Here is a 14,530-nt window from a genome sequence, read left to right as displayed (position 1 = left end):
ATAATTACTAAATACGTTATATGAATTATGTAAAGGTTCTTTCGCTGGTAACAGGTATGGTGATAGCGGGTATCAGCTTACAGGCACAGACATTGGCTGAGATCATAAATAAAAATACGGATGCAATGGGTGGCGCCGAAAAACTGAAGGCGATCAAAACCCAGTATACAGAAGGTTCGATGGAAATCCAGGGCATGCAGGTGCCTATCAGGAGATGGGTGAAACAGGGAGAAGCGATGCGGCTGGAGTTTGAAATCATGGGCACTACCAATGTACAGGTAGTAACCAAAGATATGGGCTGGCAGTTTATGCCTATCGCACAGAAAACAGCGCCGGAAGATATTGATCCTACCGTATTGAAGCTGATGAAATCGCAGCTGGATGTGACCGGTGAACTTTTCGACTATGCTGCAAAAGGCAAGAAGGTGGAGCTGTTAGGTAAAGATACCGTGAATGGGGCGCCGGCATACAAGCTAAAGGTAGTGAGTGCAGAGAATATCTCCGGCATCGCTTACCTGGATGCCCAAACCTTTTACCTGGTAAAGGCTACCAACGTGCTGGAAATAAACGGTCAGAAAGGAGAAATGGTGACCATGCTGTCTGACTACAAGAAAACACCCGATGGATACGCTTATCCGGGCACTACTGAGCAGTCACCCATGGGTCAGGGCATGAAAATAAATATCACCAAAATAGAGGTGAACCAACCAATAGCCGATAGCTTGTTTGAGAAGCCGGCTTCTAAACCGGACGTTAAATAAAAGTCATTTATATAAAGCCATCATGGCTTTTGCTTCTGCAGCCAGTTTCACCGCCAGGTGTGCTGGCTGCAGAACTTTTACCTGGGCGCCGTAGCTGAGCAGGGTCATAGTAAGTTCCGGGTTAATCACAACGTCAAGGGATATACGACATTCTTTACTATTATCTTCCACTACCTGCTGCGAAGTGTGAATAGGCTGTGATTTGATATATTTTCCCTGTCTGGGTGTGAAAGCCAGCAGCACATTTTCGGGCTCCCCTTCATGCACGGTAATACCGATGGCATGCTGAAAGTAGCTGGCATCATCAAAATTCTTCTCGTCAAAATGTTTCATGGTAGGCCAGATCTTCACGACTCTGTCGAGCGCAAAAGTGATCACGGCGCCGCCTCTTGTCTGCTGACTTTTACCGATCAGGTAAAAGCGGTGCTGGTATTCACGGAGGTGATAGGGTTCTACCCAGTGTTCTTTGGGTTCGTTGCGGTCAAAGCTCTGGTAGGCGATACGGATCACTTCCAGGTTTTTGATGGCGTCTACTATCTCTGTGATATGTTCAGCGCCTTTGTATTGTGAGGTGCGGGTAAATTTGATCAGTCCTTTGTGTTGCAGTGCTTCCCTGTTCATTTTCAGGCTGGCGGCTATTTTGAGGATAGCATCTTCAAACTGCTGTACAACCGGCAGGCTGCGGAATTGTTCCAGGATGCCGATCGCAATTTCCAGTCCCTGCAAGTCGGCTTCTTCGATGGGTATATTGCTGATGGAGAAGCTATCGTCTGCATAGCGGTAGGTGCCGCTGCTACGTTCGTAGACAATGGGCGCCATATAGTTCAGTTCAGGATCCTGCCGCATATCCTGAATATCTTTTTGTATAGTACGCCTTGATATGTCGGCATCCATTTTTTTGGATACATAGTCAATCAGGGTTTCCAATGTAGGTTTGGGCAGACGTTTGTTGCGTAGCCGCTCGTCAAGCCAGCGGTAGCGCGATACTGCATCCTTATTTTTTGGCAAAAGATAAAATTTAGATAATAAAAATAAGCAATTCCCGCTTTTGAAAAGATGATTTAAAATTTTACAGGTAATTGTTCACTGCGCAAATCCCTTGCGCGAAGGGCAGGTAGATTTGTATTGTTAATTAAAGTTGACGGTTATGAATAAAGTACATACAACAACGACAGCGATTACGCAGATGCAGGCCGTTTCCATTGGCCAGATTGTAATGGATGACACGAATTACCTGACACTCTGGGGCCATGTGCAACAGAATGGTGAGTGGCATCCCTGTGATTTTGTAACTACTTATGAAGTAATGAATACGATGCTGCGATACAGCCAGGAGCAACATGATGCCGTGCAGATGAGCATTGTGAAGCAACTGGAAGATATGCGTCGTATCCCGGAAATTGTTGACCTGGAAGCAGAACTGGGGGCCGCTGTTATTTTTGATAACATGACCTTTTATATGAGCGAGCCGGAGCATAATGAGTGGGAAGTATACGCAGAGGGAACCTGTTATTTTATCCAGAAGGTAGTAGCATTGCCTGTTGTACCCACTTTGCCTCCTGCTATCCGCGCAGATCTGAACAGGAAAATGGAGCAGTGTATGCAAACACTCCGTAACAATTATACCCTGTACCTTGGATTTATTGAAATAGAACTGGAAGAGGAAGCAGCCCGCATAAAAGCAGGCCTGGCAGATGATACCAACTTTAGCCTGGCCTACTATGCGTGGCAGCTTCATACTTCCATGCCATAATATTTTTTAACCACCTTTATCTTGTTGATTGATCCCGTTTGTTAGCCTGTTTGTTAACCCCAATTACTTTCCCCCCTAAAAAAGGCACGAATGGAGAAAAAAATCCTTTAAAGTCTATAAATCTTGTAGGAAAAACGCTATTTTTGATTAAGTAAATCGTAAAACTATGAGTTTAAGACTGGGCGATGCCGCTCCCAATTTCAAAGCGAAAACCACCTTAGGAGAAATCGATTTTTATGATTTTCTCGGAGATAGCTGGGGTGTATTATTCTCGCATCCTGCTGACTTTACGCCTGTTTGTACCACAGAACTTGGTAAAACAGCCCTGCTGAAGGATGAATTTGCTAAACGCAATGTAAAAGTATTAGCCCTCAGTGTTGATCCACTGGATAAACACCTGGGTTGGATAGGAGATATTAACGAAACACAACAATGTGATGTAACTTTTCCTATTATTGCTGACGAAGACAGAACGGTGGCCAATCTCTACGATATGATCCACCCGAACGCTTCCGAAACATTTACTGTAAGATCCTTGTTTATAATAGGACCTGATAAAAAAGTAAAACTGATGATCACCTATCCGGCTTCTACCGGCAGGAATTTTCACGAAGTTTTACGCGTTATCGATTCTTTGCAGCTCACTGCTAACTACAGCGTAGCTACACCAGCTGACTGGAAAGATGGAGAAGATGTAATCGTTAGTGGAGCAGTAGCTACTGCCGATATCCCGCAACGTTTTCCGAAAGGCCACAAAATCATCAAGCCTTATCTGAGAACAACACCACAGCCTAATAAGTAATTAAAAAAATAAAAGCCGACTTACCATAACCAGGTAGCGGCTTTTATTTATAAGAGTTTTTAATGGTTGGTTTTTGATTTTTACGAAACGGGGATTTCTCCCCGTTTTTTTATTTGGGGATTTTTTGATTTACGAATGTAGGAATTTGAAATGCAGCGGATTATTATGTAGGTCTCTGCCGCATTTCAAATTCCTACATTCGTAAATCAAAAAATCCCTAAATATTTATCCTTTGTGCTTTCTTAATTGACTCAGTAATGCGCTGAGGTCTTTGGGTAAGGGAGCTTCTATCGTATATTCTTTACCGGTAGCATCTTTAAATACCAGCATAGCAGCGTGAAGTGCCAGCCTGCTGAGTATAGGCCGTTCTTCTTCTGTATGCTTCCCCAGTTTGAACTTTTTCTTAATGGTAGACAACAGCACGGGTTGCGCACTGCCATACATTTCATCTACTGCAATCGGGTGTCCCAGGTGTTTCATATGTACCCTGATCTGGTGCGTACGACCAGTATGGATCTGCATTTTTACCAGGCTGTATAAGCCAAACTCTTCCAACACTTCATAATCGGTTAGAGATGCTTTTCCTTTGCGGTTAGTCACCATCTTACCTTTCTGTACGGGATGTTCCATGATACCCTCATTCACGCTGCCTTGTTTCGGCATCGGTTGTCCGCTTACAATTCCCAGGTAATATTTCTTTACATCCCTGCTTTCAAAAAGCTGAGAGAAATATTTATGTGCAGCTTCATTACGGGCAAACAGGATGATACCGCTGGTTTCGCGGTCAAGCCGGTGTACCGTGAATATTTCACCATACGCTTTCTTCATGATGGCATTCAGTGATGCCAGTTCATTATCATGACGGTCAGGCAGGGTCAGCATGCCTGATGGCTTGTTTACAACAACAAAATCAGGCGTTTCGAGTAAAATATGATCTACTAATCGCATCAGGTTATCCGGCAGTTATTTTTTAAAATGTTTCAGCAGGATCACCTCTTTTTCGTTGAGATGACGCCACTGACCACGGTTTAGTGTTTTTTTGGTAAGACCGGCATACATCACGCGATCCAGCTTCTCTACAGAATAGGAGAGGTGCTCAAAAATGCGGCGTACAATGCGGTTTTTACCACTATGAATTTCAATGCCTACCTGCTTTTTATCTTTCGCATCTACATAACCCAGTGCATCCACAAATGCAACACCATCTTCCAGGGTTACACCTTCCACAATTTTCTCGAAATCACCTTTGGTAAGCGGTTTGTCCAGCTCTACCTGGTATATTTTCTTGATGTTGTGTTTGGGATGTGCCAGCGTTTGCGCCAGTTCACCATCATTGGTGAGCAACAGCAAACCGGATGTATTACGATCCAGACGGCCAACAGGATATACCCTTTCATCTTCCACAGCTCCCTTAATCAGGTCCATAACGGTTTTACGGCCTTCAGGATCATCTGTTGTGGTGATAAATCCTTTGGGCTTGTTGAGCAACAGGTAGACCAGGTTTTTTGTCAGCTGTATTTTCTTATCCTGCAATGTTACCACATCATCACTGGTCACTTTAGTGGCCGGTTCTGTAACGGGTTTACCATTTACAGTTACCTTACCTTCCTTGATGAAATCCACTGCTTTCCTGCGTGAACAAAGTCCGCAATGAGCAATGTATTTATTCAGGGGCATTTCACCAGGACCAAATACACTTTCTTTGGCCTCTTTCTTATTTTTCGTGTATTCGTTATCGTTAGTGTCTGCTATTCTGTTGCGTTTTTCCTGTTTATCGGCAAAACGGTCGTTGGTGCGTTCAAAGAATTTCTGCCTGTTAAATCCACTCGGCGTGTCCTTGTGAGTAGACTTGTTGTCTTTGCGGTCGCTGAAGTCACCGTGGAACGATGAGCTATCGTCTTTTTTTTTATCAAAGGGCTTCTTCCCAAAGCTTTTTTTATCACCGCCGAAAGAGCGTTTGCGTTCCGGTTTTTCATCACCACCACCAAAAGAGCGTTTACGGAAAGCAGGTTTATCATCACCGGTTTTATCACCGCCGAAGGTACGTTTGCGTTCCGGCTTTTCATCACCACTACCGAAGGAGCGTTTACGGAAAGGAGGCTTATCTCCAGCGGATTTATCACCGTCAAAAGAGCGTTTGCGTTCCGGCTTTTCGTCGCCGCCATCAAAGGAGCGTTTACGGAAAGCTGGTTTATCATCGCCACTTCTTTCACCGCCGAAAGAGCGTTTGCGTTCGGGCTTATCGTCACCGCCACCGAAGGAGCGTTTACGGAAAGCAGGTTTATCATCGCCGGTTTTATCACCGCCGAAAGAGCGTTTGCGTTCGGGCTTATCGTCACCGCCACCGAAGGAGCGTTTACGGAAAGCAGGTTTATCATCACCGGTTTTATCACCGCCGAAAGAGCGTTTGCGTTCCGGCTTATCGTCACCGCTACCGAAGGAGCGTTTACGGAAAGCGGGTTTATCATCACCGGTTTTATCACCGCCGAAAGTACGTTTGCGTTCCGGCTTATCGTCACCGCTACCGAAGGAGCGTTTACGGAAAGCAGGTTTATCATCGCCACTTCTTTCGCCACCGAAAGAGCGTTTGCGTTCAGGTCTGTCCTCCCCATCACCGGCACGTTTGCGGAAAGATGGTTTGTCATCACCTGAGCGATTATCTTTTGCAGATGCTCTTCCAGGCCTTTCACCATTAAAGGAGGAGCGGTTGCGGTTGCCTGCTGCTGGTTTATCGGTCTTGCCCGTTTTTCTTCCTTTAAAAGGAGCAGAACCCTTCTTAGCAGGTTGTTTCTTCTTCATAAATTATTATTAATTGATGACCATGCGTACATAGTCAATAGAAATTTTGTTTTAATGATCAGCCTTTGTTTGCCAGTTGTCCGCATGCAGCGTCGATATCTTTACCACGACTGCGGCGTAATCTGGCATTCACGCGGTGTTTTGTCAGATACTCCATGAATTCTTCCGCTGTTTGTGAATCAGGTTTCTGAAAGCGTGCATTATCTATCGGATTGTATTCGATAATATTTACCAGGTCAGCAGGTACTTGCCGGTAAATTTTAATGAGCTCGTCAGCATCATCTGGGGAGTCATTAAAATCTTTGAAGAGAATATATTCGAAAGAGATTTCGTTTTCGGTAGCCTTGTAAAAATAGTTCAGCGCATCGATCAGTTCCTTCAGGTTGTTGGTATCATTGATCGGCATTATTTCGCTGCGTTTCTTATCATTGGCGGCATGTAAAGAGATGGCGAGGTTAAAGCGGACTTTATCATCACCCAGTTGCCGGATCATTTTGGCCACACCAGCGGTGGAAACGGTGATCCGTTTCGGGGACATGCCCAGGCCGTCGGGGGAGGTAATGCGCTCAATAGATTGCAGCACATTTTTGTAGTTGAGTAAAGGCTCACCCATACCCATAAATACGATGTTGCTGAGTTTTTTTCCGTTATGTTCAAGTGCCTGCTGATTTAATAGCGCCACTTCATCATAGATCTCGTCAAAATCGAGGTTACGCTTCCGGTCCATATAGCCCGTTGCGCAGAATTTGCAGCTCAGACTGCAACCCACCTGTGAAGATACGCAGGCAGTTTGCCTGGAATCGGTAGGAATAAGTACACCTTCTACAAGATGATCATCATGTAAGCGGAATCTGCTTTTAATAGTACCATCCGTACTTTGTTGGACGGCATCTATTTTTACAGCGGGAAGGGTAAAGTTATCTTCCAGTTTTTGACGTAATTCTTTGGAAAGATTGGTCATGGCTTCAAAGCTGCTGGCGTGCCGTAGCCAAAGCCATTCGTACACTTGTTTGGCACGGAAGGGCTTTTCTTCAATAGACCCGAAATATTCCTGTAAAGCCGGCAGACTTAAATGCCGGATATTCTTTTTGTCAGACTTCATTATTGACTGTTAATTATATAATTGGCTGCCTTCCGGCAGTCAGAACGTAGCGGCGAAGATACGAAATATTGGGGTTACTGACAGATTGACCTTAAAAGATGATGCCACGGCCTCTTCACAGCCGTGGCATCCGGGTCATAAGTGTATTCGGTCTATTTCATCCAGATAGCAGCGAATTTGGAAGAGTTGGCATAACCCTGGATCCGGTAAAGCTGGAATCCCTGGGCAGTCAGGCTCGTGAATTTTGACTGATAATCAGCCGGCGACATATCCATATAAGCATAATAAGCTTTGTTTTTAGGCCACCATAGGCCATTTACCGTTTTCTGACTTCCGTTTTCCGCCACATTTACATTTACCGTCATAAATCCTGCTTTGTTCAGATCATCAAATTTTTTGGAGAAGTCATTGATACCCATTCCGGAGTATTGATAAAAACCACCGGGATTACTGCTGCCGAAAACACCGGCATGATAGCGTTTACCACCTGCAAAATAAGCCACATGCTCTGTTACCCGCATCTTTTGCTGGTCTACCAGCGTTTTCCATTTAGCGTTCCATTGCTCGTCCGTGATATTGTGAACAGCTGCAAAATTTTCATTTCCTCTTTGTTTCCAGATAACGGTAAACAATGGGCTGCCGTTTTCGCTGGTAACGGCAATCTGCCGGGGAATATATCCTTTCGCGTAATATTCATCAAAGTATTGCTGGTATTGCGTTGCATTCATATTGATCCGGCAGTACCAGGCAGATGGCAGGCCGGATTGAAAAGAACCGGAAGCCAGGTATTCATTGCCTGATTTATGTACGCTCAATGTTTGCAATGCCATGCCCATACCTGTATAGTAGCCCCAGTAGCGGGTGATATACTGCACCGGCACATTATGAAAAGAAGGGTAGAAAGGTGCAAAGAACCGGTTAAAGGCGCTGGTGGCGCCCAGATCATAACAGTCTTTGGTATCGTTATTTACCTTGGCATATACGCCGTATGGATCTACTTCCATCCAGTCCACTCCCGTAGCTGGTTTAGGGCTTTTTACCCACAGCATAAAATGCAGGTGGTTATTGGCCGTATTAGGATTGGTAGGCGTACCGTCGGGGTTGAGCCCCCAGCCTGCGCCACCATAGCCGGTATTACCGCTCCACGCAATCTGCTGGCCGGCAGCTACCTGGTCACCTGCCTTTACTTTCAGCTTTTGATCATTGGTGCCCCACAGCAGTTTGGAGGGGTTGGACAGGTTGGCAAATTTTTTATACTTGGTATCGCGGGCATCTTTATTGGAAGGGTCGCCAACTGCGATATTTTTTGCGTGTGCAATATCCTGGTCAAAGCCGCCCCGCAGGTGGAAATAGCCGGTGCGGTATTGGGTGCCATCGCTGGCGGTGTGCTCAATGATGACCACATTCCCAAACAAATCATCCCACCTGGCAGTAAGTACTTTACCCGGTGCGGCGGCATATACGCCGAAAGTGGGGTCAATACCGGCACCATAGGCATCGCTGGTTTTAAGAAAGTCTACAGAGCCATGGCCGCTACCATTGTCATATATCCAGCCACCGGCGGGATATACTTTGCTGTTGGTATAGGGCACAAAGAAAGGCATTTTGGGTGTCAGGCTTTCTGCATATGCCCTGGCGTCGTCTTCATTACCAAAAACAGTTTTGGGAGAAGAATAGAAAATATTCTTGTTGGCTACTTCATCTTTGATGGAATAGCCGCAACAGCCAATCGTTACAGTAGGTACGGTGCAGAATGCCGGGGCATTTGCTTTCATCACCCTCACCGGTTTTTCAGCAAGGTTGTCGGCGGTGATCAGTTGTGTGGCGCCGGGGGTAATGCGGTTCCATTGTTTTGCGGGTGTTACCCGGTTGATGGGGGCACGTAGCGACGGATTGGGAACAGGACTTTTTTGTTGGGCGGGTTCTGTTCCTTCCAGCACAGGAGCGGTAGTTTTAATGGGTCTGTAAAGTAGCTCGGAAAGATTTGCCGTGTTTTCCCCGGCAGGTTGTTGCGCCCGGGAAATGGCCGGGGTGGCTGCAATACATGTAGCCAGCAACAGGTAGTTCATGGACTTTTTCATTTGGGGTAATTTTAAAAAGATGAAAGTGATGGGCAAAACTACTGATCTGTGTGAGCGGGCAAAGCGGCATTTCCTGGAAGGCAGGAATCAGCTTATATCTGGCGGCTTTACCCGTTTAATAGTTTGGTTACTAACTGGTTTGCAGTTTTTCTCCCACTGATTCCGGCGATGTGTTTTATCTTGCAGGCAAACCAATACTCCAACATGCAAGTTGCTTACATAGTAGATGTGGTACGTACGCCTATCGGCCGTTATGGGGGTGCATTAAGCACCATTCGTCCGGATGATATGCTGGCGCATCTGATTAAAGCATTATTAAAAAGGAATCCCTCCCTGGACCCTGCTGTTATTGAAGATGTGATTGCGGGAGCAGCCAACCAGGCAGGAGAAGATAACAGGGATGTAGCCCGGATGGCCGCTTTACTGGCTGGTTTGCCGGTTACCGTGGCTGGCAACACCGTGAACCGGTTATGTGCTTCAGGTATGCAGGCCGTGATGGATGTTGCCCGTGCAGTGATGTGTGGTGAAGGAGATGTATACCTGGCTGGTGGCGTGGAAAGCATGACCCGTGCGCCGCTGGTAATGGGTAAATCGGAAGGGGCTTTCAGCCGCAAGGCGGAGATCTTTGACTCCACTATCGGCTGGCGTTTTACCAATAAAAAGCTGGCGGACATGTACTACCCGTATTCCATGGGTGAAACCGCAGAAAATGTTGCCAGGCAGTGGAATATAAGCCGGGAGGAACAGGATTTGTTTGCATTTCGCAGTCAGACCCGCTACCGTCAGGCCCTGGATGCCGGTCGGTGGGGCGCGGAGATTATTCCGGTACCCATTACGCCCAATAAAGAAGAGCAGGTATTATTTTCGAGAGATGAACATCCGCGGGAAACTACGCTGGAAAAGCTTGCAGGGCTGAGACCCGCATTTGCAAAAGACGGAACGGTAACAGCGGGTAATTCTTCCGGTATCAACGACGGCGCTGCCGCTGTATTGGTGGTATCTGAAAAGGCATTGAAACAATTTAACCTGCAACCGCTGGCGATCATCAGGTCTATGGCAGTAGCCGGCGTAGATCCTTCCATTATGGGAATAGGCCCTGTACCTGCCTCACAGAAGGCATTGCGCCGCGCAGGACTGACCGTAAACCAGTTGCACCTGGCAGAGCTGAATGAGGCATTTGCCTCCCAGTCACTCGCCTGTATGCGCGATCTGGGCATTAATCCGGAAATCGTCAATGTAAACGGTGGCTCTATTGCTATCGGTCACCCGCTGGGTTGTAGCGGTGCAAGAATCTTAACTACTTTATTGCATGAAATGAAGCGCCGGCCTGAAACAAGATACGGCCTTGCTACCATGTGTGTAGGCGTGGGACAGGGAGCAGCGATGATTGTAGAGAAAGCTTAATACAGGGAGATGGACCTGCTTAAAATAACGAGCGGTCGGACATTACATCCGGCCGCCCGCTGCTGGCAAGCAAAAAAAAGGGTCGTTCATAGACAAATTTGCTTCTCCGTCATCATTTTGCGGAGATTGATCAGACCATATCGCATCCGACCTAATGCTGTATTGATGCTCACTTGCGTGAGATCTGCAATTTCTTTGAAACTTAATTCGGCATAGTGGCGCAGGATAATTACTTCACGTTGTTCCTCCGGTAACATGTCCAGCATTCTGCGGACACGGTCGTGGCTTTGCCGGGTAATAATTTTTTCCTCTATACAACTATCACTGAATCCAAGCACATCGAATATATCTTTATCGTCGCCGGTTTTGATCATTGGCGTACGCTTGATCTTCCTGAAATGATCCACGCAAAGGTTATGCGCTATGCGCATGGCCCACGGTAAAAACTTTCCTTTTTCCGTGTAACGTTCTGCCCGGATGGTGTCAATAATTTTGATGAAAGTGTCCTGGAAGATGTCTTCTGCCAGAAAGGAATCCTTAACGAGTAATAAGATAGATGTAAATACTTTATCCTTATGGCGGTGAACCAATTCCTCCAATGCTGAAGTATGTCCCTTCTTAAAGAGGGTGATTAACTGCTCATCACACAATTTGTACATTATTTGCATAAACTTCTACAACTAGACGGGTTAGTAAATAAATACGGACTTTACAGCCACTTGGTTGTTTTTTTTAAGTAGAGTTTATACGATAATGAGCAATTTTTTAAGTGAATGATATTGTTAGTTATTATAAGGTATAGAACAGGTGCTATGCAAATATAAAAGATTAGTTCAATAAAACAAATAATAATTAGCTGTGGTTTTTGGGCTTTTAGCCTTTTGATATTGACTTTTGGCGGATTAAAGAAATGTATAACCGACCCTTCTCTCCTAAAACTTAATCATATATAGCTAACAGCTTTTCCCTTAAATTTGTTCTGTCATGGCTACAAAAGTTAAAAAGAAGGAAACCGTAATTGATCCTCAGCGGGTTAGCCCACAGGACCATATTTTTATAAAAGGCGCAAGGGTACATAACCTGAAGAATGTAAGTGTCTCTATCCCCCGTAGTAAACTAGTAGTGGTTACGGGCGTGTCCGGTTCGGGAAAATCTTCCCTGACCATGGATACCTTGTATGCCGAAGGGCAACGCCGCTATGCGGAAAGTCTCAGTTCTTATGCCCGGCAGTTTCTCATGCGGATGAACAAGCCGGATGTAGACTATATAAAAGGTATTTGCCCGGCTATAGCTATTGAGCAAAAGGTGATCACCCGCACCCCCCGGTCTACCGTGGGTTCTATGACGGAAATATATGATTACCTCCGCCTCCTGTTTGGCCGCGTGGGTAAAACCTATTCTCCTGTTTCGGGGCAACTGGTGAAAAAGCATGAAGTAAGTGATGTGGTGGATTTTATCGTGAAATTGAAACACGGCAGCAAAGTATTGCTGCTGGTGCCTTTCCGCCGTCACGCTAAAAGGGATGTGAAAGAGGAACTGAATATCCTGATGCAGAAAGGATTTTCAAGGCTTTATTCGCCCTCCGCGGAAGGTACCGGATTATTGCGCATTGAAGAATTACAGGAACAAAAAAAACCGGCAGTACCAGAAGATGCCTGGGTACTGATAGACAGACTCGTAGTAAAAGATTTTGAGGAAGATGACCAGCATCGTATTGCCGACAGCGTACAAACAGCTTTCTATGAAAGTGAAGGCGACTGTTATCTGGAAGTAGACGGCAAACCGATGAACCATTTTGCCAATCGTTTTGAACTGGATGGTATCCAGTTTGAAGAACCTGTTCCAAACCTGTTCTCTTTCAATAACCCCTATGGTGCTTGCCCTTCCTGCGAAGGGTTTGGCCAGGTATTGGGTATTGATGCCGACCTGGTAATACCAGATAAGCGGCTGAGTGTATTTGAAGGCGCAGTGGCGCCCTGGAGAGGAGAGAAGATGGGCGAATACAAAGAAGCACTGATAAAAGCATCGCGCAAATTCGGATTCCCCGTACACAAGCCCATAGCAGATCTTACAGATGAACAGGTGAAGTTGCTATGGACCGGCAACGAACATTTCTATGGACTGAATGAGTTCTTCAAAATGGTAGAGCAAAACCTCTACAAGGTGCAGTACCGTGTATTACAAGCGCGTTATCGCGGTCGCACTATCTGCCCCGAATGTGGTGGCGGGCGTTTACGTAAAGAAGCATTATACATTAAAGTAGGTGGCTGCAACATTGCCGACCTTGTAGATATGCCGGTGGAAAACCTGCAGGTATGGTTCACAAAACTGGAACTGAATGAATACGATCAGCAGATTGCCAAACGTATTCTCTTTGAAATAAATCACCGGCTAAAAACATTGATGGATGTAGGCTTAGGTTATCTTACCTTAAACCGTGTGGCTAATACTCTGAGTGGTGGCGAGAGTCAGCGTATACAGCTGACACGTACCCTGGGTAGTAACCTCACCAATTCCATGTATATCCTGGATGAACCAAGTATCGGTTTGCATGCGCGCGATACACACCGGTTGATCAGGGTATTAAAAGAGCTGCGCGACCTGGGTAATACCGTAGTGGTGGTAGAACATGATGAACAGATGATGGAAGAAGCAGATTACATCATCGACATGGGACCATTGGCCAGTCACCTCGGTGGTGAAGTGATCTTTGCCGGTACCTACCCGGAGATACTGACGGATGGTAAAAGTCTTACCGGTAAGTATCTCAGCGGCAACCTGCGTATCGATCCTCCTTTGAAATTACGCAAGTGGAAGAAAGCCATCACGCTCGAAGGTTGCCGGCAACATAACCTGAAAGATATAACAGTAGATTTTCCGTTAGAAGTACTGACAGTAGTAACAGGTGTGAGTGGGTCCGGGAAAACCACGCTGGTAAAGCAGATCCTCTACCCGGCACTCATGAAACTGAAAGGTGAATTTGCAGAAAGAGTGGGTTATCATAAAGCAATGACGGGTGCAATAGATGATATTACACAGATAGAAATGATTGATCAGAATCCTATCGGTAAATCATCCCGTTCCAATCCTGTTACCTACATCAAAGCGTATGATGAAATAAGGGATCTGTATTCTAAACAACCGTTGAGCAAAATGCGCGGCTTCCTGCCAAAACATTTTTCTTTCAACGTAGATGGTGGCCGCTGTGATGCCTGTAAGGGAGAAGGGGAAGTGGTAGTAGAAATGCAGTTTCTCGCAGATGTACACCTGCTTTGTGAAAGCTGTGGTGGTAAGAGGTTTAAGGACGAAGTGCTGGAAGTAACCTACAAAGGGAAAAATATTTATGATGTACTGGAACTGAGTGTTGATGAAGCACTGGATTTTTTCAAAGATGAAAAAGATGTGTGCAATAAAATACGTCCGCTCAGTGAAGTAGGATTAGGATATATAAAATTGGGTCAAAGTAGTGATACCCTGAGTGGTGGCGAAGCGCAGCGTGTAAAGCTGGCATCGTTCCTGGGCAAGGGTAAAGCGCAGGGGCATATCATGTTCATCTTCGATGAGCCTACTACCGGACTACATTTTCATGATATTAAAAAGCTGCTCAACTCCTTCAATGCATTGATCAATCAGGGACATACCGTACTGGTTATTGAACACAACTTAGACGTAATCCGCAGTGCCGACTGGCTCATAGATCTTGGACCGGAAGGTGGTGCTGGTGGTGGCAACCTGCTATATGCCGGCGAACCGGACGGATTGAAGAATGTGAAGGGAAGCTATACTGGGGAATATATTTAAATTTTTTGATTTACGAATTTAGGGATT

Annotated in this window: 12 protein-coding genes; 6 read left to right on the top strand and 6 right to left on the bottom strand. The window is 45.7% G+C overall.

Annotation, left to right across the window (positions count from 1 at the left end):
• Positions 1 to 20 precede the first annotated feature (20 nt).
• Entirely contained in the window at positions 21 to 761 is a 741-nt protein-coding gene (locus ABQ275_RS21555) for a hypothetical protein (RefSeq protein WP_349315205.1), read from the top strand.
• 3 nt (positions 762 to 764) lie between these two features.
• On the opposite strand, the gene ABQ275_RS21550 is transcribed toward ABQ275_RS21555, so the two are convergent.
• Positions 765 to 1,769, bottom strand: a complete 1,005-nt coding sequence (locus ABQ275_RS21550) for a WYL domain-containing protein (RefSeq protein WP_349315204.1) — start codon at positions 1,767 to 1,769, stop codon at positions 765 to 767.
• Positions 1,770 to 1,908: 139 nt separating this feature from the next.
• On the opposite strand from ABQ275_RS21550, the gene ABQ275_RS21545 reads away from it, so the two are divergent.
• Together ABQ275_RS21545 and ABQ275_RS21540 are read left to right on the top strand one after the other, a co-directional pair.
• Positions 1,909 to 2,514, top strand: a complete 606-nt coding sequence (locus ABQ275_RS21545; RefSeq protein ID WP_349315203.1) for a hypothetical protein — start codon at positions 1,909 to 1,911, stop codon at positions 2,512 to 2,514.
• Positions 2,515 to 2,680: 166 nt separating this feature from the next.
• Positions 2,681 to 3,316 (top strand): peroxiredoxin, encoded by a 636-nt coding sequence (locus ABQ275_RS21540; RefSeq protein ID WP_349315202.1) that lies wholly within the window; start codon positions 2,681 to 2,683, stop codon positions 3,314 to 3,316.
• A 225-nt stretch (positions 3,317 to 3,541) separates the two neighbouring features.
• On the opposite strand, the gene ABQ275_RS21535 is transcribed toward ABQ275_RS21540, so the two are convergent.
• The 4 genes from ABQ275_RS21535 to ABQ275_RS21520 all read right to left on the bottom strand — a co-directional run bounded on the left by ABQ275_RS21535 (position 3,542) and on the right by ABQ275_RS21520 (position 9,298).
• The gene (locus ABQ275_RS21535; protein ID WP_349315201.1) at positions 3,542 to 4,264 is read right to left on the bottom strand and encodes an RluA family pseudouridine synthase; all 723 of its coding nucleotides are present in this window, start codon (positions 4,262 to 4,264) and stop codon (positions 3,542 to 3,544) included.
• A gap of 15 nt (positions 4,265 to 4,279) precedes the next feature.
• Positions 4,280 to 6,115: a pseudouridine synthase gene (locus ABQ275_RS21530; protein ID WP_349315200.1), complete on the bottom strand. Its 1,836-nt coding sequence runs from the start codon at positions 6,113 to 6,115 to the stop codon at positions 4,280 to 4,282.
• A gap of 58 nt (positions 6,116 to 6,173) precedes the next feature.
• Positions 6,174 to 7,217 (bottom strand): 23S rRNA (adenine(2503)-C(2))-methyltransferase RlmN, encoded by a 1,044-nt coding sequence (rlmN, locus tag ABQ275_RS21525; protein WP_349315199.1) that lies wholly within the window; start codon positions 7,215 to 7,217, stop codon positions 6,174 to 6,176.
• A 152-nt stretch (positions 7,218 to 7,369) separates the two neighbouring features.
• Positions 7,370 to 9,298, bottom strand: a complete 1,929-nt coding sequence (locus ABQ275_RS21520) for a hypothetical protein (protein ID WP_349315198.1) — start codon at positions 9,296 to 9,298, stop codon at positions 7,370 to 7,372.
• Here ABQ275_RS21520 and ABQ275_RS21515 point away from each other — a divergent pair.
• Together ABQ275_RS21515 and ABQ275_RS21510 are read left to right on the top strand one after the other, a co-directional pair.
• Complete coding sequence (locus ABQ275_RS21515; protein WP_349315197.1) at positions 9,285 to 9,458, top strand: hypothetical protein; 174 nt, start codon at positions 9,285 to 9,287, stop codon at positions 9,456 to 9,458. The genes ABQ275_RS21520 and ABQ275_RS21515 overlap by 14 nt on opposite strands.
• Positions 9,459 to 9,502: 44 nt before the next feature.
• Positions 9,503 to 10,702: an acetyl-CoA C-acyltransferase gene (locus ABQ275_RS21510; RefSeq protein WP_349315196.1), complete on the top strand. Its 1,200-nt coding sequence runs from the start codon at positions 9,503 to 9,505 to the stop codon at positions 10,700 to 10,702.
• Between the two features lie 86 nt (positions 10,703 to 10,788).
• On the opposite strand, the gene ABQ275_RS21505 is transcribed toward ABQ275_RS21510, so the two are convergent.
• Entirely contained in the window at positions 10,789 to 11,361 is a 573-nt protein-coding gene (locus ABQ275_RS21505; protein WP_349315195.1) for a sigma-70 family RNA polymerase sigma factor, read from the bottom strand.
• Positions 11,362 to 11,686: 325 nt separating this feature from the next.
• Between ABQ275_RS21505 and uvrA the strand changes: the two genes are divergently transcribed.
• On the top strand, positions 11,687 to 14,503 hold the full coding sequence (gene uvrA / locus ABQ275_RS21500; protein ID WP_349315194.1) for an excinuclease ABC subunit UvrA: 2,817 nt from the start codon (positions 11,687 to 11,689) through the stop codon (positions 14,501 to 14,503).
• The last annotated feature ends 27 nt before the right edge of the window (positions 14,504 to 14,530 follow it).

Origin of the sequence: Chitinophaga sp. MM2321, from assembly GCF_964033635.1 — a bacterium.
GTDB lineage: Bacteria > Bacteroidota > Bacteroidia > Chitinophagales > Chitinophagaceae > Chitinophaga.
Note: the sequence above shows the minus strand (reverse complement) of the source record. Positions and strands in the feature narration are given on the sequence as shown.